This window comes from Maledivibacter halophilus (assembly GCF_900167445.1).
Taxonomy (GTDB): Bacteria; Bacillota; Clostridia; order Peptostreptococcales; family Caminicellaceae; genus Maledivibacter; species Maledivibacter halophilus.
In genome coordinates this window covers 108,374-131,844 of record NZ_FUZT01000014.1, presented here as the reverse complement: position 1 = coordinate 131,844, position 23,471 = coordinate 108,374, and the positions used below count along the sequence as shown (strand labels likewise).

Sequence of the window (23,471 nt, the reverse complement as noted above, 5' to 3'; positions counted from 1 at the left end):
TTGGGGCCATAGCCGTGGCAGCATATTCCTATATGGCACTGGTTCCAATAATACAGCCACCAATAATGAAGGCCCTTACCACAAAGGAAGAGCGTATGGTAAAAATGGAGCAGCTGAGAAATATATCAAAGCTAGAGAAGATATTATTCCCAATAATGGTAACCCTTGTAGTATCCCTTATGCTTCCACCGGCAGCCACATTGGTTGGAATGCTTATGCTGGGAAATCTGTTTAGAGAATCAGGAGTTGTAGGAAGATTAACGGATACAGCAACAAATGCACTTATGAATATAGTTACAATACTTCTTGGACTTTCAGTTGGGGCTTCAGCAAAAGCAGAAGAGTTCTTAAAGATAGAAACTATAAATATAATAATTTTAGGAGTAGTAGCTTTTGGAGTTGGAACAGCAGCAGGAGTAATACTTGGTAAAATCATGTATAAGGTTACAGGAGGAAAGGTAAATCCCCTTATAGGCTCAGCAGGAGTATCAGCAGTACCTATGGCAGCAAGGGTGGCTCAGGTAGTAGGGCAAAAAGAAAATCCATCAAACTTCCTTCTTATGCATGCAATGGGACCTAATGTTTCGGGTGTTATTGGTTCTGCCGTTTCTGCTGGAGTTTTACTTTCATTATTTGGTTAAAAGTAGTTTATATTTTTACATTGCTTATTTCAAATTTATTAAACCTCAAAGTTCTTTATCTTTAATATTCTAAGATTATAAATACAAAAATATAAATTTTGTTTTAAAAACTCTTTTTCATAAATTTTATGTGAAAGAGTTTTTTTATTATCATGTGACTAGCTTTAAAAAATTTGTATAAATTTATAGAAAATTGTTGATTTTTAGAAAAACAAAGAATATAATATAGGTATACTGGTTCACCCAGTTATCCAGTGGGAAAATAAACCATTACAAACTGAAAAAACTAATGTAGTACTGAAAAACAAATAATGGGGGGGAATAAAATGTTGCAACAGCCTCAAAGAAAACGTTTATATGAGGATATTGTTAATCAAATTATTAGTTTAATAAACGAAGGGAAATTAAAGCCCGGTGATAGGCTTCCTTCAGAGCGAGAATTAGCAAGTGAATTAAAGATTAGTAGGAATTCAGTTAGAGAAGCTTTTAGGACATTGGAATTGAGAGGCAATGTTGAGATAAGACCAGGAGATGGAGTTTTTGTTAAGAAAATTGATTTTGATAAAATATTAACTCCTTTTTCAGAAATAATATCGGGTGATGCAAAATTAGTTTTAGATTTACTTGAAGCAAGAGATGTTATTGAAGTGGAGATTGCTAGACTTGCAGCATTATATGGTACGAAAGAAGAAATAAAGGAGATTAAGGAAATTCTTGAAGAAGCTGAGAAGGAGATACCTAAAGGTTCAGATGGAATTGAATATGACAATGAATTTCATATGGCTATTGCCAGAGCCACCCATAATAGTGTCTATATTATTATAATAAATCTTATAAAAGACTCTTTAATAAAAAGTAAAAAGATGACAGAAAGTGTTGAAGGTCAACCGATTAGGACCATAGCTGATCACTGGGAAATATATGATGCTATCGCTGAAGGGAATGCAGAAAAGGCTGGTAAGATGATGAGAAATCACCTTAACAAAACCAAAAAGAACATAATTAAAATAATAGGGAGACAGGATTAAAAAATATTAAAAAGCCTACGAAGGGAAATCTTTATGAAAAATATTGAGCTTAAGTATGGAAAAAATACAATAAATATTAATGTTCCTAAAAAGAATCTCATTGGCATTTTAAAACCAAAAATATCTCATCAGAATATATGTGAAAAATTAGAAGCAAAGGAAGTGGCTAGGGCTTTAATGAATCCAATAGAAAGCCCTAGAATAAGTGAAATTGCAAAGCCAGGAGAGAAAGCTGCAATAATGGTTAGTGATATTACAAGACCTGTACCTTCAAGAAAATTGATTCCTGGAATATTGGATGAACTAAATAAAGCAGGAATTGAAGATAGAGATATAACAATAATATTTGGAATGGGAATTCATCGTTCCCATACTTTAGATGAACAAAAAAAATTGGTTGGAGAAAAAGTATTTAATAGGATTAAATGTATTGATAGTAATAAAGACGAATATATTTTCATTGGACAATCTTCTAAAGGCACTCCATTATATCTATGCAAAACTATTGTTGAAGCTGATGTAAGAATATGTACTGGTAACATAGAGTATCATTATTTTGCTGGATTTTCAGGTGGAGCCAAGGCTATTATGCCTGGAGCAGCAAACTATGAAAGCATAAAACATAATCATAAACTTCAGCTTCAACCTGGTGTTGCCACAGGAAAGATTATTGGAAATCCTGTACGGGAAGATATTGATGAGATTGGAGAAATATTAGGAATTTCTTTTATCTTAAATGTTGTATTAAATGAAAAGAAACAAATATTAAAAGCCTTTGCTGGAGATTATATAAAAGCACATAGAGAAGGCTGTAGGTATTTAGATTCAATATATGGAGTGGAGATTGAAGAAAAAGCAGATATAGTAATAGTATCCCCTGGTGGATACCCAAAGGATGTAAACCTATATCAGGCTCAAAAGTCATTAGATAATGCAAAATATGCTATTAAAGAAAATGGAACTATCATATTGTTGGCAGAATGTATAGAAGGATTTGGAAGCAAAACTTTTGAGGAATGGATAAGAGCTGCTGATAGTCCAAAAGAATTGGTTGAAAGACTTAAAAGAGAATTTAAGCTTGGGGGACATAAGGGTGCCGCTATTGCAAGAATATTGCTTAATAATGGTGTATATATTAAGACTTCTATGAAAAAAGAAGATATAGAAGAAATATTCTTTGAAATTATAGATTCAGTACAAGAAACCCTGAATGGATTTATTGAGAAAAGTGATGGAAATATAAAGATTTTAATAATACCTTATGGAGGATCAATATTACCTAAAGCTTATTAATTTTATGTTTCAAATTATCCGAATATATAATAAATTTTTAAAATTAACTGGGGGTGCAAGAATGATAGAAAAGGAACGATTAATTTCAATCTATTCAATGATGAACAAAATAAGGAAATTTGAAGAAAAAGCATTAAGTTTATTTGAACAAAACAAACTAAGGGGGTCAGTGCATCTTTATATAGGTGAGGAGGCATCTGCAGCAACTATCTGCTCACATTTAAGGGATGAAGATTATATAACAAGTACCCATAGAGGTCATGGACATTGCATAGCAAAAGGTGCTGATCTTGGAAGGGCAATGGCAGAGCTTATGGGTAAAGAAACTGGATATTGCCGTGGTAGAGGAGGTTCAATGCATATTGCGGATTTTTCCAAAGGTAATTTGGGAGCTAATGCTATTGTAGGAGGAGGAATTCCCATAGCAGTAGGTGGAGCATTAGCTGCTAAGATGAAGGGAACAGATCAAATAGCTGTTACATTTTTTGGGGATGGCGCTTCTAACCAAGGTATATTCCATGAAGCTTTAAATCTTGCTTCAGTATGGAAATTGCCAGTAATTTTTATCTGTGAAAATAATGGTTATGGTATTTCGGTGCCTCTTAGAGAAAGTACATCTGTTGAAGATATTTATGTTCGTGCTCAAGGATATAATATGCCAGGATACTGTATTGATGGTAATGACGTATTTGCAATTGATGAAGCTATGAAAAAAGCAGTAGAAAGAGCAAAAGCTGGAGATGGTCCTACTTTTATTGAAATGAAAACCTATAGATGGCTTGGTCACTGGACTGGTGATCCACAACCATATAGAACCAAAGAGGAAGTGGCTGAGTGGAAAGAAAAATGTCCTATTAAACGTTTAAGAAACTACATGATTGAAAATGAAATTTTAAGAGAAGAAGAGCTGGATGATATTGAAAAAGAAGCAGACAAAGCAGTAGAAGAAGCTGCAAATTTTGCTTTTGAAAGTCCTCAGCCGGATACAGCAGCTGTAATGGAAGATATTTTTTATGAAATATAAATGTAGTAAGGGGGATTGTTATGAGCGTAAAAACATATGCACAGGCTATTAGGGATGTAATAGCTCAAGAAATGAGATACGATGAAAATGTATTTGTCATGGGAGAAGATATCAAGGTCCTTGGTGGGATTTTTGGATGTACAAGGGGATTGATAGACGAATTTGGTGAAGAAAGAGTTCGCAATACACCTATTAGTGAAGCTGGCTTTATTGGAACAGGATTAGGTGCAGCAGCGGCTGGAATGAGACCAATAGTTGAACTTATGTATATGGATTTTACATTTGTTGCAATGGATCAGATATTGAATCAAGCTGCCAAGATAAGATATATGACTGGTGGTAATATAACTGTACCTATTGTTATAAGAGGACAGCAAGGTATTGGAAGAGGAAATGCTGCCCAACATTCACAAAGTGTTGAAGCTATGTTTATGCATACTCCTGGGATAAAGGTTGTTATGCCTTCTACTCCTGCCGACGCTGCCGGCCTTCTTAGAACTGCAATTAGAGATAATAACCCAGTTATGTTTTTTGAACACAAGGCACTGTATGCCACAAAGGGAGAAGTACCTGATGATCCAGAGTTTTCTATACCCTTTGGAAAAGCTAATGTTGTAAAGAAGGGAAATGATGTAACTATTGTTACAAATCATTTGTATCTAAACAAGGCTCTTTCAGTTGCAAAAAAGCTTGATAAGGAAGGCATTGGAGTAGAAGTAATAGATCCAAGAACATTGGTTCCTTTAGACAAGAATGCAATACTTGAATCTCTAAAGAAAACAGGTAGATTGATTATTGTACATGAAGCTCATAAGATTGGTGGCTGGGGAGCTGAAATAGCTTCAATGGTCATGGAAGAGGCTTTTGATTATTTAGATGCACCAGTGCTAAGACTTGGAGCAAAACATTGTCCGCTGCCATTTAATCTAGGTTTAGAAAATGCTGTAGTACCACAAGAGATAGAGATTGAAGAAGCAGTAAGAAAAGTATTGTACTAATATATGATATGAGCTTAGATAAATTGGTGTGACATGTTTTCTATAAAATTGATTTAAGGAGGAGTATTTCATGAAAAGATTCTTTATCATTACCTTAACTCTATTTCTAGTTTTATCCTTAGTAACTGCATGTGGCAGTTCAAAGCAAGGGGCTGATTCAACTGATAAAAATCAGTCTAAAGCTGAGAAGATTGTAATTAAAGTTGGTCATGGGAACCCTGAGAGTAATGCTATACATCAAGGATGGGTTAAGTTCAAAGAATTGGTTGAAGAAAAATCGAATGGCAACATGGAGGTAAAAATCTATCCAAATGGGCAATTAGGTGGAGATAGAGAATTAATTGAAGCATTACAGATGGGAAATATTACGATGGGGTCGCCATCATCTGCTCCATTAGCTTCTTTTGATAAGGAGTTCTTTGTTCTTGATATTCCTTTCATGTTCAAGGACAGGGAAGCAGCATACAAAGCCCTTGATGGAGAAGCTGGTAAAGAGTTATTGAAAACTTTGGAAAGTTTTAATATTAAAGGTCTTGCATTTATGGAGAATGGTTTCAGAAATCTTACAAATAGTAGAAATCCTGTAAAAACACCTGAAGACTTAGATGGATTAAAAATTAGAACTATGGAAAATGAAATTCATCTATCTGCGTGGAGTAAACTAGGTGCTAATCCTACACCAATGGCATTTGGAGAATTATTTACAGCACTTCAACAAAAAACTGTTGATGGTCAAGAAAATCCATTTGAACTCATTTATTCTGTAAAATTCCATGAAGTACAGAAATATATATCTAAGACTCAACATATATATTCTCCATATGTAATTATTATTAACAAAGACTTTTATGCCAATCTTTCCGATGAAAATAAAGAAATTATAAATGAATGTGTGGCAGAAGCAACTAACTATCAAAGAGAACTTGCAAAAGCAAAAGATATGGAATCTGAAGAAGCTATTAAGGAAGCGGGTGTAGAAGTAATCGAACTATCAGATACTGAAAAAGGAATGTTCAAGGAAAAACTTGTACCACTATATGATGAAGTTAAGAAAAAATCAGGAGAAAAAATAGTAGAACTTTTCATAAATGCAACAAAATAATAAGTTGAAACAATTGTATAATTTAAGCTTTGTACTATTTTTAAGTATATAACAGGTAAGCTATTAGCTTACCTGTTATATAAAACCCTTTTATAAAGAAGGAGTGTACACTTTATGAAAATAATAAAATTTTTAGATAAACGTATTGAAGAAATACTTATTGGGGGCTTACTTTCTGGGATGAGCATTATAATTGCAATACAAGTTTTTATGAGATATGTGATGAAGGCTTCTCTTAGTTGGTCTGAAGAAATTGCAAGATATATGTTTATTTGGATGGTTTACATTGGAATAAGCTATGGAGTAAAACAAAGTAAACATATAAAGATAGATGCAGCGGTAAATATTTTTCCTAGGATAATACGTAAATATTTGTATATTTTATCGGACTTTATTTTTCTTTTCTTTTCAGTAGTAATAGTTATAAAAAGTAAAGAGGTGAGTTCGCTTATTTTCAAGCTTGGCCAGGTTTCACCGGCTACGGGAATTGCTATGGGATATGTATATCTGGCTGTACCAATTGGGCTTTCTTTGGTTAGTATAAGATTAGTGCAGAGGATATTTTTTAAAATTAAAAATCTAAAAGAAACTACAAATTACTAGTAGAAAGGGGAGAGTTTAAATGGTATCAGCTGTTTTATTTGGAAGCTTTATTATATTTATTATACTAAATACCCCTATTGGAATAGCCTTAGGACTTGCATCATTAGTTACTATTTCATACAGTGGACAAGTTGAGTTGTCTTATTTAGCACAGAGCTTGACAACATCAGTTGATTCATTTCCTCTAATGGCAGTTCCTTTTTTTATTCTTGCAGGAGAACTTATGGGAAGGGGAGGTATTTCAAAACGACTTTTAAATGTGGGTAATATGCTCTTTGGAAGATATACAGGTGGATTAGCCATAGTTACAATAGTATCCTGTATGTTTTTTGCTGCAATTTCTGGTTCTGGACCAGCAACTGTAGCTGCCATAGGAGGAATAATGCTTCCGGAGATGGTAAAGAGAGGATATGAAAAGGGATTTTCATCGGGATTGGTTGCAACTGCAGGAAGTATAGGGGTCATGATACCTCCTAGTATTCCTATGGTTATATATGGAGTATCTACTGGAGTTTCAATTAGTACAATGTTTATAGCAGGTCTTGTTCCTGGGATTTTAGTTGGCCTTGCCCTTATAACTTGGAGTTACATTTCTTCAAAGAAAAAGGGATTTTCTGGTAATGAAAACAAATTTTCTTTGAAAGAATTTATGAAGGCTGTAAATGATGCAAAGTGGGCATTGTTTGTACCTGTAATTATATTGGGTGGTATATATGGTGGAGTGTTTACACCTACTGAGGCTGCTGCTATTGCAGTTGTATATGGATTTGTAGTTGGTACTTTTGTTTATAAAGATTTAGCATTGAAGGATATTCCAAATGTGGTAATTAGTGCAGCACTTATGACTTCTACTGTACTTATCATTGTTGGAACCGCCACTACTTTTGGAAGAATTTTAACTATAGAGCAAATACCTACAAAATTAGCTAATACAATAATCAGTTTTTCCGACAGTAAAATAGTTATACTTCTACTTATTAATTTACTTTTATTGTTTGTTGGATGCTTTATGGAAACCTTAGCAGCTATTATTATACTAGCACCTATATTATTACCTGTGGCAACAAAAATAGGTGTCGACCCTGTCCACTTTGGGATAATTATGGTAGTTAATTTGGCCATAGGCTTTATGACGCCACCACTTGGAGTGAATCTTTTTGTAACATGTGGGATAGGAGATATAAGTATTGAAAAAATATCAAAATCTATTATCCCATGGTTATTAGTTATGATTGCGGCTTTAATGCTAATAACTTTCGTGCCAGGATTAACTCTTACATTGCCAAAGCTTATGGGTTTTTAAGATAGAAAAATAAATTTGGATATATATGGAGGAATAGAATATGGCTGAGAAAGTAATAATGCCTAAACAGGGACTTCAGATGACAGAAGGTACAATAATGAAATGGTTTATTTCTGAAGGAGAAAGTATTAAAGAAGGTGAACCATTATTTGAAATGGAAACAGATAAACTGACGATAACAATTGATTCATTATACACTGGAACACTTTTAAAGATAATTAAAGATGTTGGAGAAGTTGTTCCTATAACTGAAACTATAGCGATAATAGGCGAAGAAAATGAAGATATTTCTTCATTATTATCAGATGATAATAGTCAATGTGATGTTTTTGAAGAAAAAACAAATATAGAAAAAGATTTGGCGAAGAAAAAGGAAACTAAAAAAACGGATATTGTTAATATCTGTGGTGATAGAATCTTTATTACCCCTAGAGCAAGAAAACTTGCACAAGAGAGTAAATTAAGCATTGAGGAAATAAAGGGAACAGGCCCTAATGGAAGAATAGTTGAAAAAGATGTTAAGAATTTCTTGGAGAATGCACCTAAAGTAACGCCTATTGCAAAGAAGATGTTAAAAGAATATAACATTAGTGCTAATCAGGTTAATGGTTCAGGAGTAAATGGTAAGATATTAAAGTCTGACATTGAAAGAAGTTTAAGTGCTTCTAATGAGAATATTAAGTATAATCAAAGAAGTGAGAGAGTTATTCCATTAACAGGCATGAGAAAAACTATTGCAGATAGAATGTGTCAAAGTTTAAGGGAAATGGCTCAAACAAACCATAAAATTAAGGTAGATGCAACTGAAATAATAAGGCTGAGAGATACATTTAAGAGTAAGGGGATAAAATTATCATATAATGATATTCTTACGAAATTAGTTTCAAAGGCCTTGATGGAATATCCGGAAATGAATTCTTCCCTAACTGATGAAGGTTTAGTTTTGAAGGATTATGTAAATATGGGTTTAGCAGTTGCAGTTGATAAGGGGTTAATTGTTCCTGTAATAAAGGATACAGACTTATTGTCCCTTGAGGATATTGGAAAAGCCTCTTTAGAATTAATAGACAAGACAAAGACAGGTCAGCTGACAACTGAAGATTATTCAGGTGGGACTTTTACGATTTCAAGTCTTGGAATGTTTGACTTAGATGAGTTTACAGCTATTATTAATCCTCCAGAAGCTGGTATTCTTGCTGTAGGAAAAATTGATTATATACCGGTTGTAGAAAATAGGACAGATATTGTAATAAAGCCTATGATGGCTCTTACCCTTAGTTATGATCATAGAATAGTGGATGGAGCAGATGCTGCTAAATTCTTAAGAAGAGTAAAAGAGTTGGTTCAAAATCCATATTTAGCTTTATAGCTTATATACCAAAATTCCAGGAGGCGGTAATAATGCAATTCGATGTAATAATTATAGGTGGAGGACCTGGAGGATATACAGCAGCAATATATGCTGCAAAACAGAAAATGAAGGTTGCTCTTATTGAAAAAGAAAAAATTGGTGGAACTTGCTTGAATGTAGGATGTATTCCTACTAAAGCATTGATTCACAGTTCTGATTTGTATAGAGAGATAAAAGATTCAGATAAATTTGGTATTACATCAAAGGATGTGGAAATAAATTGGGGAGAAATTCAAAAAAATAAGAATAGTATAGTTGATAATTTAACGAATGGTGTAAAGGGGCTGCTTAGACAAAACAAGGTTCAGGTTTTTGAGGGAACTGGCAAAATAATAGGGAGAAATTCAGTAAGCATTTTAAACAATTCTGTAAAAACAACGATTGAAGGGGAAAATATTATAATAGCATCGGGCTCAGTACCTATTGATATTAGAATACCAGGAAGTGAATTGGAAGAAGTAGGATCAAGCACAAAAGCCTTATCCTATGAAAAAATTCCAAAATCCTTAGCAATTATTGGTGGAGGAGTAATTGGTGTTGAAATGGCATATATCTATAATACTTTAGGATCTAAAGTAACTATCTTAGAAATGCTTCCTAAAATATTGGGTAGAATGGATAGTGAAAGTTCAAATACTTTAAAACAAACTTTGGAAAGTCAAGGCATAGATATTTATACTGAGGCTAGGGCTTTGTCCATTGAAAAAAATAGAGAGCTGGCAAAGGTAAAATTTGAAACAAAAACTGGTGTCCAGGAAATTTCAGTAGAAAAAGTTCTAGTTTCAGTTGGAAGGAAACCAAATCTTGATGTAATAGGCAAGCTTGATATTAAAATTTCTAAAAAAGGAATAATAATAGATGATTATTTACGAACTAATATTCCCAATATATATGCTATTGGAGATGTGACTGGAAAACTTATGTTAGCCCATGTTGCATCACATCAAGGTATTACTGCTGTTAAAAATATTATAGGTGAGAGAACCAGGATGAATTATAATGTAGTTCCTTCCTGTATATATACCAACCCAGAAATGGCTAGTGTAGGACTTACAGAGGAGGAAGCTAAGGAAAAATATAATGATGAAATTATAATTAGTGTTTTCCCCTTTGGATACAATGGAAAGTCTATGACTATTGGTGAAACCAATGGTTTTGTAAAGATAATAGCTGACAAAAAATATTCAGGAATCATAGGAGTTCATATAGTTGGACCCCATGCTACTGAACTTATTGCCGAAGCTGCTTTAGCAATTCAATTGGAATGTACTGTAGAAGAATTAATTGAAACAATTCATGCTCATCCCACATTATCGGAAGCCATATTAGAAGCAGCATTAGGTATTGATGATGAGGCAATTCATATTTTTAAATCTAGAAAATAGAAAAATATATTAGATAGGGGGTTTATTAATGGGTTTTGAAGGTAAAATTGCGATTGTAACTGGTGGAGCAAGTGGAATTGGTAGACAGTGTTGTCTAACCCTTGCAAGGAAAGGTGTTACTGTAGTTGTTGCAGATATGAATGTTGAAGGTGCTGAAAAAACTAGCGAATTAATAGCTAAAGAAAGAGGACAGGCAATTGTCATGTCTTTAAATATTCTTGATTTAGAAAATATAAAAAATCTTGTAAACGAGACTGTAAATAAATTGGGGAAAGTAGATATTGTAATAAATTCTGCAGGAATATGTCAGGAAAAGGGGATTGAGGAGTTAACAGAGAAAGATTGGGATTTGGTAATGGATGTCAATCTTAAGGGGGCATTTTTCATAAGCCAAGCAGTTTTAGGTAATATGAAGAAAAATAGGTATGGAAAAATTGTATTTTTAGCTTCTTTGGCGGGAGAAGTTGGAGGTGTTAGTGCGGGAGCAAACTATGCAGCTTCAAAGGCAGGAATAATCTGTCTAACAAAATCACTTGCAAAATATGCAGCTCCATATAATATAAATGTAAATAGTGTTTCTCCAGGAGTTATTGAAACTGCTATGACAGAGGAAATGAGAAAAGATCCAAATCGTAGTACAGATACTATACCATTAAAAAGATATGGAACTACTAAAGATGTTGCAGATGTTATTTCCTTCCTTTGCTCAGAAGAAGCTTCCTATATAACTGGTTCAAATATAGATATAAATGGTGGAACTTTCATGAAATAATGTTATAATAAGTAATAATAAATGAAAGGAGGTCAAAGACTTTGAGTTATGGATATTTAGGCAAAATAATAAGGTTGAATCTATCCGATAGGAGTATCAAAATTGAAGAACCAGATGATATATTTTATAGAACATATTTTGGTGGTAAGGGATTCGTAGCACATTATCTTTTAGAAGAAATCAGCTCCAATGTTGATCCCCTTTCTGAAGAAAATAAAGTGGTGATTGCTACAGGAATTTTAACAGGACTTCCTATTGCAGCTATGCCACGATTTGCAGTAGGAGCAAAATCACCTTTAACAGGAGGATATGGTCAATCAGAGGCAGGTGGATTTTGGGGACCAGAACTTAAGAAAGCTGGTTACGATGGTGTGATTATAGAAGGAAAGTCAGAAAAGCCTGTTTATATTTATATTAAAGATGACAACATTGAGATAAGAGATGCTAAACATATTTGGGGTAAGGAAACCGGAGAAGCTGAAGATTTAATTATTAGTGAATTAGGAGATAGATCTGTTAGGATTCTTCAAATAGGTCCTGCTGGAGAAAATTTAGTTAAGTATGCATGTATTTTAAATGGATTAAAACATGCAAATGGGCGTAATGGCTTAGGAGCTGTTATGGGATCTAAAAATTTAAGGGCTGTTGTTGTAAAAGGAACTAATAAAATACCTTTTTATGACAATAAAAAAATTAGCGAAATAGGCAAGTCGTTTTTGAGCTATTATATGGAAAATCCATTATCAAGGGGATTATATGAGTATGGAACAAATGGAGGATTAATGGGGAATAATGCTGGCGGTATATTACCTACTCACAATTTTAACAAGGGTGAATTTGAAGGTGCTGAAAAAATTAGCTCTGAGACAATGAATGATACTATTTTGAAGAAAAGGGAAGGCTGCTATGCCTGTGCCATAAGGTGTAAAAGAAAAGTAGAAATTCAAAGAGAAGATATGGTTGTAGATGGTAAATTTGGTGGTCCAGAATATGAAACAGTGGCTTCTTTTGGTTCTCTTTGTGAAAATGAAAAATTGGATATAGTTGCAAAGGCAAATGAACTTTGTAATAGGTTAGGCATTGATACAATCAGTACCGGTATGACAATAGCATTTGCAATGGAATGCTATGAAAATGGTATACTTACTGAAAAGGATCTTGACGGAATTGATCTAATATTTGGCAATGATAAAGCCATGTTGCAAATGATCGAAAAGATAGCTAGAAGAGAAGGAATAGGAGATTTGTTAGCTGAAGGTTCTCAAATTGCAGCTAAAAAAATTGGAAATGGTGCTGAAAAATTTGCCTTGTGCGTCAAAGGTCAGGAATTAGCTATGCATGATCCCAGAGGTAAGGTTGGAGTAGGTATTGGATATGCTGTATCTGAAACCGGGGCAGATCATATGATTATTGGACATGATCCCTTATTTCAAAAGGAAGGATTTACTCTAGATGCTATTAAGCCTCTTGGTATATTGGAGCCAATTGATCCTTTAGATTTATCCTGGAAAAAGGTAAGGGCATTTGTTTATCTTCAGAGATGGTGGAGCTTTTTTAATATGGCAGGCATTTGTGATTTTGGACCTGCTCCAAGGGGGGCTATGCCTATAAAGGATGTTGTTGCATTAGTAAATGCTGCTACCGGTTGGAATGCAAGCCTAATGGAGCTTATGACTGCTGGGGAAAGGGCCATAAACATGGCAAGACTAATTAATTTAAGGGAAGGATTTACAAGGGAAGATGACACATTGCCTGATAGACTTTTTGACGGCTTGAAAAATGGAAGAATTAAGGGGACTTCTATATCAAGAGAAGAATTTAAAGAAGCAATATCCTTATATTATTCAATGATTGGTTGGGATGAAGAAGGTGTGCCAACTAAAGGTAAGTTATTAGAATTAAATATTGATTTTAATTAGGTTAAAATTTAAAAGTAATTTCAGCAGTAATCTTATTAATAATATATATTTTTTCTATGTAATAATTGGAGGAACTGAGGAGGGATTGAGTTGGATATTAAAGAAAAGAGTTTATTGCTTCATAAAACCAATAGGGGAAAGCTTAAAGTTGAAAGTAGAGTGCCTCTTGAAAATGGAGAAGATTTATCATTAGCATATACACCTGGAGTAGCAGAGCCATGTAAAGAGATTAATAAAGATAAAAATCTGGTTTATGAATATACTTCAAAGGGGAATTTTGTGGCAGTTGTTTCAGATGGAACAGCAGTATTAGGCTTGGGGAATATTGGTGCCGAGGCAGCTCTGCCAGTTATGGAAGGTAAATCAATATTATTTAAAGGTTTTGGCGGTGTTGATGCGTTTCCAATTTGTTTGGGAACAACTGATGTTGATGATATTGTTAGGACTGTAAAATTATTAGAGCCAAGTTTTGGCGGGATAAATCTTGAAGACATTGGAGCTCCTGCATGCTTTGAAATAGAAAAAAGGTTGAAAGAGTGTATGAATATACCTGTATTTCATGATGATCAACATGGTACAGCTATTGTGGCTTTAGCTGGTCTATTAAATGCTCTAAAATTGGTTAATAAAAGAATAGAAGATGTAAAAATAATAATAAATGGTGCAGGTGCTGCTGCAACAGCTGTTGCTAAGCTTATAATAAGTAATGGTGGAGAAAATATTATAGTCTGTGACCGTAAGGGTGCTATTTATAAAGGAAAATATGGTATGGATAATCCTAAGGAAGAACTGGCAAATATGACAAATAAAGAAAATATTGATGGTGAGCTTAAGGAAGTTATAAAAGGTGCAGATATATTTATTGGACTTTCTGCTGCCAATGTCATGACAAGTGAAATGGTAAAGACAATGGCCAATAAACCCATTATATTTGCCATGGCAAATCCTGTTCCAGAAATAATGCCTGATGAAGCTAAAAAAGGTGGAGTGGCTATTATGGCCACTGGTAGATCTGATTTTCCTAATCAGATAAATAATGTTTTAGCATTTCCAGGTATTTTTCGAGGTGCTTTAGATATCAGGGCTACTGATATAAATGAAGAAATGAAAATAGCCGCTGCAAAGGCTATAGCTAATATTATTGAAGAGGATGAGTTGAATCCTGAATACATTATTCCGGATCCATTTGATAAAAGGGTTGCATTAAAGGTGGCTGTAGCAGTGGCTAAGGCTGCCATGGATTCAGGCGTTGCACAGATAAATTTAGATATAAATGAATATCAACAGCAAGTAGAGAATTTGGTATTATAGTAAATAACCTCAATTATTCAATCTTTGAATAATTGAGGTTATTTAGGTAATTTCTTAAAGAGAAATCTGACCAAAAGTGAAGGACTCGTACTTTCAATTGGAGGGAAACTTATTGATAACTATTAAGTTTTATTCAGTAACAAAGAGATATAATAATAATCAAAGCGTTGCTGAATTAGAATTAGATGATGAAAAAAATATTGGATGCATACTAAAGAAGTTTAAAATAATACCTGGTGAAGTTGAAGTGATTCTTCTTAATTCAAAGCTGGCTCGTGAAGATACAAAAGTAAAGGATGGAGATGTTATAGAATTATTTCCTGTATTTGGAGGTGGTTAAGATGAGTAAGATTATTAATAAACCATTGAATATATTATCCTTGGGAAGATGTGAATATGAAAAAGCCTTGGTTATTCAATATGATATTTTAAAGAAAAGGCAGGAGGGGAATATTGAAGATACCTTGATTTTAGTTGAACATCCACCGGTTTTAACAATGGGAAGGCTAGCTAAAAAAGCCAATATTGTTTGCTCTGAACAATTATTAAAAAGCAATGGAATTAAGATTTTTGAAACAAATAGAGGAGGAGATGTAACCTATCACGGACCAGGACAAATAGTTGGATATCCTATACTGGATCTTAAGAAATACGATATGCGTGTAAAATGGTTTGTTAGAAATATAGAAGAAGTTTTTATCAGATTATTAATGGATAAATATAATATTAATGCATCAAGAAGTAATGGCCAGATTGGAGTATGGGTAGATAATGATAAAATAACGGCTATAGGATTATCTGTTAAGAGAGGTGTTACAATGCATGGGTTTGCCTATAATGTTAATACCAATCTAGACCATTTTAATTTTATAATACCATGTGGGATAACTGATAAAGGAGTTACATCTATTGAGCAATTAGTTGGGAAAACTATAGATATTGAAAAGGAAAAAGATGCAGTAATAGAATATTTTTGTAAGGTATTTAATTATAATAAATGTATTGAGCTTTCTAGGGAGGAATATTTGTAGATATCGAAATGATTATTTTGGTGAGGGTGAAATTTTATGGATATAAGTAAAAAGCCAGATTGGTTAAAAATTAGATTGAAGAATGGTTATAGCTTGAACTACGTAAATACTATTCTTGAGAAATATTCCTTAAACACCGTTTGTGAAGAAGCTAATTGTCCAAACCAGTTGGAATGCTTTAGTAAAAAGACTGCAACTTTTATGATTTTAGGTAGTCAATGTTCTAGAAACTGTAGATTTTGTAATGTATCCCATGGTAAGCTTCAAAAAGTTAATCCAATTGAGCCTACAAATATTGCCAATGCAGTTATAGAACTAGGGCTTAAACATGTGGTAATTACTTCTGTGACCAGGGATGATTTAACAGATGGAGGTGCAGAGCATTTTGCTAAAACTATAAATTCTATAAAGGCCCTTAATAAAGATATTATTGTTGAGGTGCTTGTTCCTGATTTTCAAGGAAATGAGAAGGCATTAAAAAAGGTAGTAGATGCAAAGCCAGAGATAATTAATCACAATATAGAAACGGTACAAAGGCTGTATGAGGAAGTTCGACCAGAGGCCATCTATACCCGTTCACTTGAACTGCTTAAAAATGTTAAGCTCATGGACAAAAGAATTTATACCAAGTCAGGTATAATGGTAGGTCTGGGAGAAGAATATAAAGAAGTAATACAAGTATTTAAAGATCTCAGAGGAGTGCAGTGTGATTTTTTAACTGTAGGGCAATATCTAGCACCTAGTAAAGAGCATTATTCTGTTAAAGAATATGTTCATCCAAACATTTTCGAAAAGTATAAAGAAGAAGCACTTGAGCTTGGGTTTAATTTTGTAGCTTCTGATCCATTAGTAAGAAGCTCATATAATGCATATGAATGCATAAGGGGTCAGGCATGACAAAATGACAAACAGATAATATGATATAATAAATTTAGATAGTTTGGAGGATAAAAGATGGCAAGGAAGCCTAGAATTCATTACGAAGGCGCTTTATATCATGTGATTTGCAGAGGAAACAATAAAGAATATATTTTTGAAAATGAAGAAGATAAAGAAGAATATAGAAAAATAATTATTAAGTATAAAAAGAAGTATGGATTTACACTTTATGCATATTGTATTATGGATAATCATGTGCATATGCTTATAGAAGTTGAAAAAATACCACTGTCGAAAATAATGAAGGGGATACAACAAGTTTATACACAAAGGTATAATAAAAAATATGAACGCACAGGACATGTATTTGAACAAAGGTATAAAGCACAATTATGTAAAAAGAATGAATACCTATTAAATTTGATTAGATATATTCATAAAAATCCAGTTAAGGCTAAGTTAAATAAAGGTATAAATTACAATTGGAGCAGCCATAATGAATATTTAAATAAAGCAAATTTAAGGATTACAGATGTAAAATTTCCATTAGAATGTTTTTCTTATAATAATGAAGAAGCAATAAAAAGATATTTATTATTTATGGGAGAAGAGGAAAGCATTGATAAAGAGAAATGGCAAATTGATCAAAATGAAGTAAAGCAGAGTAAAAATTATCAAAATAAAGAAAAGAAAATTAAATTCTTAGAAATAATAAAATGTATAGAAGTGATTACAGGTATAAATATAGAAGATGTTAAAGGATCAACAAAAAACAGAAGAATTTCTGATATTAGAAAAGCTATTATTATTTTAAATAATAAATATGGAGATTATAACAATAAAATGGTTAGTGAATATTTACAAATAGATCCTACAACAGTATCACAAATAGTAAATGGGAGGTACTCTAAGAGTGAGCTTTTGACTAAAATAATAGAAGAATTTATACAAATGTCATCTTGTCATGCCTGACCCCTTTTGATGCTTATGCCTGCCCCCTTTTGATGACCCCTTTTGATGCTTTTGATGATGAGAAGGAGATGTAATAAATGTTTAAAATACTAGTAGTCGAAGACGATATAAAAATAAGAAACATAATACTTGAAAATATGAAAAGATGGGAATATGAAGGACTAGGTGTTGATGATTTCAATGAAGTATTTAACATATTTGTAGAATTTAATCCCCATTTGGTTTTATTAGATATTAATCTTCCTGCCTTTGATGGATTCTATTGGTGTAATAAAATAAGGGAGGTATCCAAGGTTCCCATAATATTTATATCTTCAAGAAATAGTAATATGGATATAATAATGTCGGTTAATATGGGCGGAGATGATTTTGTACAAAAGCCATTTTCATTAGAAGTATTAATGGCTAAAATAAATGCACTTCTAAGAAGAACATATTCCTATACAGATATTCAAACTAATGTTATTGAGCATAATGGGGTAGTTCTAAACCTAAAGGATAACAATATTATTTATAATGAAAAGCGTATAGAACTTACAAAAAATGAGTTTAAAATCATATATATACTTATGAAGGATAGTAGAAATGTAGTAAGTAGAGATAATATAATGAGAAAGCTCTGGGAGGATGAAAGCTTTGTGGATGATAATACATTAACTGTTAATATAAATAGATTGAGAAAAAAATTATCTGATATTGGGCTAAATGACTTTATAAAAACAAAAAGAGGGCAGGGATATATAATAGAATGAAATTTAGGAAATACTTAATAGATAAAAGATACATGTCTCTATTTTACATTATTATAATGTTATTTGTTTCTTTAGTAGTATATCTTGACCCTACGGTAAAGGTAAGTATAGAAAATATATTTTATATAAATGTTGTTTCCTTTATTTTATTTTCAATGTATTTAGTAGGAAGCTATATATATAATAAAAGATACTACGATACTCTTGAACATATAATAAAAAGTAATAGAAGCGATATAATTAATAGTTTGCCTGAAAGCAATACCTATGAACAAATATTATATAATAAATTATTAAAATATCTCTATGAAGAGCAAAATAAGAAAATTGAAGAATTATATAGAGAAAAAAAAGAAAATCTTGAGTATATAACTTCGTGGGTTCACGAAGTTAAAACTCCTATTGCAGTAAGTAGGTTAATTATTGAAAATGACATTGGAAAAACAAAGAAAGAAATACTTGAAAGTTTAGAAGAAGAAATCGATAAAATTGAAGCCCAGGTTGAACGGGCTTTATATAAATCGAGAATAGATTCATTTTCTAGAGACTATTTAATAAATGAAATAAAATTAGAGAAAGTTATAAAAGAAACTATAAAAAAACATGCTAAAACCTTTATTAATAAGAAAATAGAAATTTTAATAGAAAATGTAGATATAGATGTAAGTACAGATAAAAAATGGCTTATGTTTATTATAGATCAAATCATATGGAATTCTTTGAAATATACTAATAAAAATGGAAGTATAAAAATAAGTACTGAAAAGGATGAAAATGAAAAGAGGCTTATTGTTGAAGATAATGGAATTGGAATAAAGGTTGAAGACATAGGTCGTGTTTTCGAAAAGGGTTTTACTGGTCATTGTGGAAGAGAAAATTATAAGTCTACTGGAATGGGATTGTATCTAGCTAAAAAACTTGCGCGGAAATTAGGTCATAATATAACCATTCAATCTGAGTATGAAAAATATACAAGGGTAATAATACACTTTCCAAAGCTTATAGATTATTATAATATACAATTGAGAAACTTGCATAATTAACATTATCAATTTTTAAATACAATATGTAGATAACTCACCTGACTCTCTCTACTACATTTTGCATTTAAAAATTCTTTACATGTATTATGCAATTTCCTCAATTATAAAATAATTCAATGTTACAAAAATGTAAGTTTAAAATATAGTTTTGTTAGATAAATAAATGGTTTCGTTTATATATTTTAATTAAAATAAGGTTAGAAGCTCTTAAAAATCTTATAGGAGTTTTGAACCTTATTTTTTTTGTAATAATAAATATATAGGAGTGAAATTAAATGAATAATGTTTTAGTGGCAAGAAATTTAAAAAAAGTGTATGGTTCTAGAGGGAATATTTATCCTGCCCTTGATGATATAAATTTGGAAATAAAAGAAGGTGAATTCGTTGGAATAATGGGACCTTCTGGTGCTGGGAAAACCACGTTATTAAATGTTGTTTCAACCATAGATAGACCAACTTCTGGAACTATAACTATAGATGATGAGGATATTGTAAAAATGAATGAAAAAAGATTGTCTTTATTTAGAAGAAATAAATTAGGCTTTATTTTTCAAGATTTTAATCTTCTTGATACTTTAACAATTAGAGAAAATATAGTACTTCCATTAGCCCTTTCAAAGATTAATTATAAAGAAATTGAGAGAAGAGTAAATGAAGTTTCAAATAAACTTGGAATTAACGATATATTAAACAAGTATCCCTATGAGGTTTCAGGGGGGCAACAGCAAAGAACAGCAGCAGCTAGAGCAATAATTAACAAACCTAAATTGATATTGGCGGATGAGCCAACAGGTGCTTTAGATTCTAGATCGTCAAGTGATCTTTTACAGTGTCTAAACGACTTAAATGAAAACAGTAAAGCCACTATTATGATGGTTACCCATGATGCTTTTGCAGCAAGCTATTGTAAAAGAATAATATTTATTAAGGATGGGGTACTATTTACAGAGCTTTTTAAAGGAAAGTCTCGCAAGGAGTTTTTCCAAAGGATACTTGATGTATTAAAGGCCCTTGGAGGTGACAATAGTGACCTTATTTAATATAGCATTAAAGAATATAAAAAGAAACTTTTATAATTATTTTATATATTTAGTTTCTATGATATCTAGTATTATGATATATTACACCTTTACATCAATCCAATACAATGAGCAGGTGTTAACAATAGTTGGCCTTGATCGAAGGATAGATGTTGCATTTAAAGCTTCATCTATTGTAATTGCAATATTTACTGCAATGTTTATATGGTATTCAAATACTTTTTTTACTAAAAAGAGAAAAAAGGAAGTTGGATTGTATTCTCTAATGGGGATTAGAAAGAAAGAAATAGGAAGAATGCTTTTTTATGAAAATATACTAATGGGCATATTAGCCCTTGGTGCTGGAATTTTTATGGGAACCTTATTATCAAAGGTTTTTGTAATGCTATTAATTAAATTAATGGGATTTTACGTAGGGGTAAAATTTACTATAATTCCTAAAGCAATAATTAATACTATTATCACCTTTGCTATATTGTTTTTCATTACTTCTATTCATGGATATACTATTATTTATAGATTTAAGCTTGTGGAACTTTTTAAAGCAGATAAAAAGGGAGAAAAAGAGCCAAAGGGTTCAATAATATTTGCTATATTAGGAATTGGACTTATAGTTGGAGGATATGCACTATATCTATTACCAAAGTTTCCTTCCTTATTTTCTATATTAGGAACCTTAATAATTGTTGTCATAGGAACATATTTTTTCTTCTCGTCTTTTGTAATATTTATGATTAAATTAGGTAAAAGAAATAATAATCAATATTATAGAGGGACTAATATGATTAGGATATCTCAGCTTTTATATAGAATAAAAGGTCATTCCAGAACCTTGGCTACTATAGCTGTACTCAGTGCTACAACCCTTACTGCCATGGGGGTGACTGCTAGTTTTTATTATGATTTTCAGAGCGAAATTGATTCTAATTATCCCTTTAGTTATGCTTTTATTAGTAATGATGAGAACTTGAATAAAAAAGTAGAAGGAATTATGAAAAAATATCCCCAAAATGCAGTTATAAACTCTGTAGAATTTGAATTTGTTCAGGTTAGAGGCAAATTACCTAGAGCTAACAAATATAAACAAGAACAAGAGACTATTAATATTATCTCTGAGAGTAAATTTAATGAAATTGCACAAATCCGAGGATTTGATGAAAAAATCAATCTAGCTAATATGGAAGAAGCAGTTATTATAGATGAGTTTTATAATAAATCTATTAAGGATGGTTATATTGGAAAAACAGGAGAGCTTTATTTAGGAAATGAAAAGAAACAGTTTAAGGTAGTAGATAATAAATTTTACTCATTACTTAATAGACATATGGTATTTAATATATTAGTAGTTAAGGATGAAATATATAACGAGCATTATAATAAAGATAATATTATATTTGGAAAGGCTTATATAAATGGCAATCAAAAGAATAGTGAAGAATTAACTGAAGAGTTAACTAAGCTTCTAACAAGAACTAATATGAAGAAAGATGAAATAGGACGTCAGTTTACTTCATATTACTATAATTATAAAGAAGGATTAATTAGTTCAGGATTAACAGTTTTTATTGGAGCTTTCCTAGGACTAGTATTTTTACTATCGACAGGAAGCATAATATTCTTTAAACAACTTTCTGAAGCCAGTGATGATAAGGGAAGGTATAAAATACTAAGGAATATAGGAGTTAGCAAGAAAGAGATAAAAATTTCTATAGCAAAGCAAATGTTCTTTGTATTTCTTCTTCCTTTAGCTGTAGGAATAATGCATAGCTTAGTAGCTACAGCACTTCTAAATAAAATTTTAAATGTAAACTTGGCAATTCCGTTAAGTTTGAGTATGGGAGCGTACACCATTATTTATATGGTTTACTATATTTTAACAGTCAACTCATATGATAAGATTGTAAATTCAAAAGTATAAATTCTGTTTGAAGAACTTTTTTCCATAAATTTTATGGAAGAAAGTTCTTTTAAAATATAATTGAGAAAATTGAATAATTTTTTGTAAAGCTACTTCTTATATAGCTCTTTTCAATTTACATAATATGACTTAATAAACATATTTCATTTTAAACGATTAAATTAAGTATAATATTTACATATACAATTATTTCAACTTACAAAAACGTAAGTTTTGATATATTAATTGTAATGTAATTCAATGGCAACTATTTTAACATATATATATAATGAAATTAATAGAAAATATATATGGAGAGTGAGGGTTATAGCGATGAGAAATATATTTATATTCATAGTAGTTTTAATAATTTGTTTTATATCTATAAACTATTATGTATATGAAAAAATAAATGAATCTTATTCTACAGAGCAGGACCTTATGAAGAAAATTTCATCCAATATCCCTGATTATATAAAAATAGATAATATGCCTCAGAACCTTTTAGATGCTGTAGTGGCTGTTGAAGACAAAAGATTTTATATGCATTTTGGATTTGACATTATAGGGATTGGAAGAGCTTTTATATCAAACTTAAAAGAAGGAGAAATTATTCAAGGAGGAAGTACAATAACCCAACAATTAGCTAAGAATTTATTTTTATCCAATGAAAAAACCTATAAAAGGAAGTTAAAAGAATTGTTTATAGCAGTAAAAATAGAAAATCTATATACAAAGGAAGAGATTTTAGAAATGTATTTAAATGAAATTTACTATGGAGCAGGAGCTAATGGAATTCAAGAAGCAAGTCAAACTTATTTTAATAAAAATGTTGAAGAGCTTACATCAGCTCAATGTACAATGCTAGCTGGTATTATTCAAGCTCCAAGTTTTTATAATCCTAAGAAACATCCAGAAAGAGCTAAAAAACGACAGGAACTAGTTATAAATTTAATGGCTAAAAACGGATATATAAATAAAGAAGCTGAGAGAAATATTAAATGGCAAATGGTTTTTATGTCTCAATAGCAAGTAAGTATAAAGATATGGTATTATTAAATGGAGTA

General features: G+C 31.6%; 22 protein-coding genes. All 22 read left to right on the top strand.

Annotated features, from left to right (window positions below; all coding sequences use genetic code 11):
• On the top strand, window positions 1–641 hold a 641-nt coding region (locus B5X81_RS22085; RefSeq protein ID WP_139380435.1), incomplete at its 5' end, for a sodium ion-translocating decarboxylase subunit beta.
• Between the two features lie 326 nt (window positions 642–967).
• Complete coding sequence (locus B5X81_RS22080) at window positions 968–1,669, top strand: FadR/GntR family transcriptional regulator (RefSeq protein ID WP_170917549.1); 702 nt, start codon at window positions 968–970, stop codon at window positions 1,667–1,669.
• A 33-nt stretch (window positions 1,670–1,702) separates the two neighbouring features.
• Window positions 1,703–2,962, top strand: coding sequence for a nickel-dependent lactate racemase family protein (locus B5X81_RS22075; RefSeq protein WP_079494970.1), 1,260 nt, complete (start codon window positions 1,703–1,705; stop codon window positions 2,960–2,962).
• A gap of 61 nt (window positions 2,963–3,023) precedes the next feature.
• On the top strand, window positions 3,024–3,986 hold the full coding sequence (locus B5X81_RS22070; protein WP_079494969.1) for a thiamine pyrophosphate-dependent dehydrogenase E1 component subunit alpha: 963 nt from the start codon (window positions 3,024–3,026) through the stop codon (window positions 3,984–3,986).
• 20 nt (window positions 3,987–4,006) lie between these two features.
• Window positions 4,007–4,984: an alpha-ketoacid dehydrogenase subunit beta gene (locus tag B5X81_RS22065; RefSeq protein ID WP_079494967.1), complete on the top strand. Its 978-nt coding sequence runs from the start codon at window positions 4,007–4,009 to the stop codon at window positions 4,982–4,984.
• 70 nt (window positions 4,985–5,054) lie between these two features.
• Complete coding sequence (locus tag B5X81_RS22060; protein ID WP_079494966.1) at window positions 5,055–6,086, top strand: TRAP transporter substrate-binding protein; 1,032 nt, start codon at window positions 5,055–5,057, stop codon at window positions 6,084–6,086.
• Window positions 6,087–6,200: 114 nt separating this feature from the next.
• Window positions 6,201–6,689, top strand: coding sequence for a TRAP transporter small permease (locus B5X81_RS22055; RefSeq protein ID WP_079494964.1), 489 nt, complete (start codon window positions 6,201–6,203; stop codon window positions 6,687–6,689).
• Window positions 6,690–6,708: 19 nt separating this feature from the next.
• Window positions 6,709–7,992, top strand: a complete 1,284-nt coding sequence (locus B5X81_RS22050; protein ID WP_079494963.1) for a TRAP transporter large permease — start codon at window positions 6,709–6,711, stop codon at window positions 7,990–7,992.
• A 40-nt stretch (window positions 7,993–8,032) separates the two neighbouring features.
• A complete protein-coding gene (locus B5X81_RS22045; protein WP_079494961.1) occupies window positions 8,033–9,361 on the top strand; it encodes a dihydrolipoamide acetyltransferase family protein in 1,329 nt (442 codons plus the stop codon).
• Window positions 9,362–9,393: 32 nt separating this feature from the next.
• Entirely contained in the window at window positions 9,394–10,788 is a 1,395-nt protein-coding gene (lpdA, locus tag B5X81_RS22040) for a dihydrolipoyl dehydrogenase (RefSeq protein ID WP_079494960.1), read from the top strand.
• A 28-nt stretch (window positions 10,789–10,816) separates the two neighbouring features.
• On the top strand, window positions 10,817–11,560 hold the full coding sequence (locus B5X81_RS22035; protein ID WP_079494958.1) for an SDR family NAD(P)-dependent oxidoreductase: 744 nt from the start codon (window positions 10,817–10,819) through the stop codon (window positions 11,558–11,560).
• A 41-nt stretch (window positions 11,561–11,601) separates the two neighbouring features.
• Complete coding sequence (locus B5X81_RS22030; RefSeq protein ID WP_079494957.1) at window positions 11,602–13,479, top strand: aldehyde ferredoxin oxidoreductase family protein; 1,878 nt, start codon at window positions 11,602–11,604, stop codon at window positions 13,477–13,479.
• Window positions 13,480–13,563: 84 nt separating this feature from the next.
• Window positions 13,564–14,790 (top strand): NAD(P)-dependent malic enzyme, encoded by a 1,227-nt coding sequence (locus B5X81_RS22025; protein WP_456298921.1) that lies wholly within the window; start codon window positions 13,564–13,566, stop codon window positions 14,788–14,790.
• Window positions 14,791–14,902: 112 nt separating this feature from the next.
• Window positions 14,903–15,130, top strand: a complete 228-nt coding sequence (locus B5X81_RS22020) for a MoaD/ThiS family protein (protein ID WP_170917548.1) — start codon at window positions 14,903–14,905, stop codon at window positions 15,128–15,130.
• A 1-nt stretch (window position 15,131) separates the two neighbouring features.
• Window positions 15,132–15,821, top strand: coding sequence for a lipoyl(octanoyl) transferase LipB (gene lipB / locus B5X81_RS22015; RefSeq protein ID WP_079494952.1), 690 nt, complete (start codon window positions 15,132–15,134; stop codon window positions 15,819–15,821).
• Window positions 15,822–15,857: 36 nt separating this feature from the next.
• Entirely contained in the window at window positions 15,858–16,718 is an 861-nt protein-coding gene (gene lipA, locus B5X81_RS22010; protein WP_079494951.1) for a lipoyl synthase, read from the top strand.
• Window positions 16,719–16,775: 57 nt separating this feature from the next.
• Complete coding sequence (locus B5X81_RS22005) at window positions 16,776–17,672, top strand: transposase (RefSeq protein WP_079494949.1); 897 nt, start codon at window positions 16,776–16,778, stop codon at window positions 17,670–17,672.
• A 77-nt stretch (window positions 17,673–17,749) separates the two neighbouring features.
• Window positions 17,750–18,424, top strand: coding sequence for a response regulator transcription factor (locus B5X81_RS22000; RefSeq protein ID WP_079494948.1), 675 nt, complete (start codon window positions 17,750–17,752; stop codon window positions 18,422–18,424).
• A complete protein-coding gene (locus tag B5X81_RS21995; protein ID WP_079494946.1) occupies window positions 18,421–19,467 on the top strand; it encodes a sensor histidine kinase in 1,047 nt (348 codons plus the stop codon). Before B5X81_RS22000 ends, B5X81_RS21995 begins: the two co-directional genes overlap by 4 nt.
• 275 nt (window positions 19,468–19,742) lie before the next feature.
• Window positions 19,743–20,507, top strand: a complete 765-nt coding sequence (locus B5X81_RS21990; protein WP_079494945.1) for an ABC transporter ATP-binding protein — start codon at window positions 19,743–19,745, stop codon at window positions 20,505–20,507.
• The gene (locus tag B5X81_RS21985; protein ID WP_079494943.1) at window positions 20,494–22,425 is read left to right on the top strand and encodes an FtsX-like permease family protein; all 1,932 of its coding nucleotides are present in this window, start codon (window positions 20,494–20,496) and stop codon (window positions 22,423–22,425) included. The genes B5X81_RS21990 and B5X81_RS21985 overlap by 14 nt, the downstream gene beginning before the upstream one ends.
• Before the next feature lie 312 nt (window positions 22,426–22,737).
• Complete coding sequence (locus B5X81_RS21980) at window positions 22,738–23,433, top strand: transglycosylase domain-containing protein (RefSeq protein WP_170917547.1); 696 nt, start codon at window positions 22,738–22,740, stop codon at window positions 23,431–23,433.
• The last annotated feature ends 38 nt before the right edge of the window (window positions 23,434–23,471 follow it).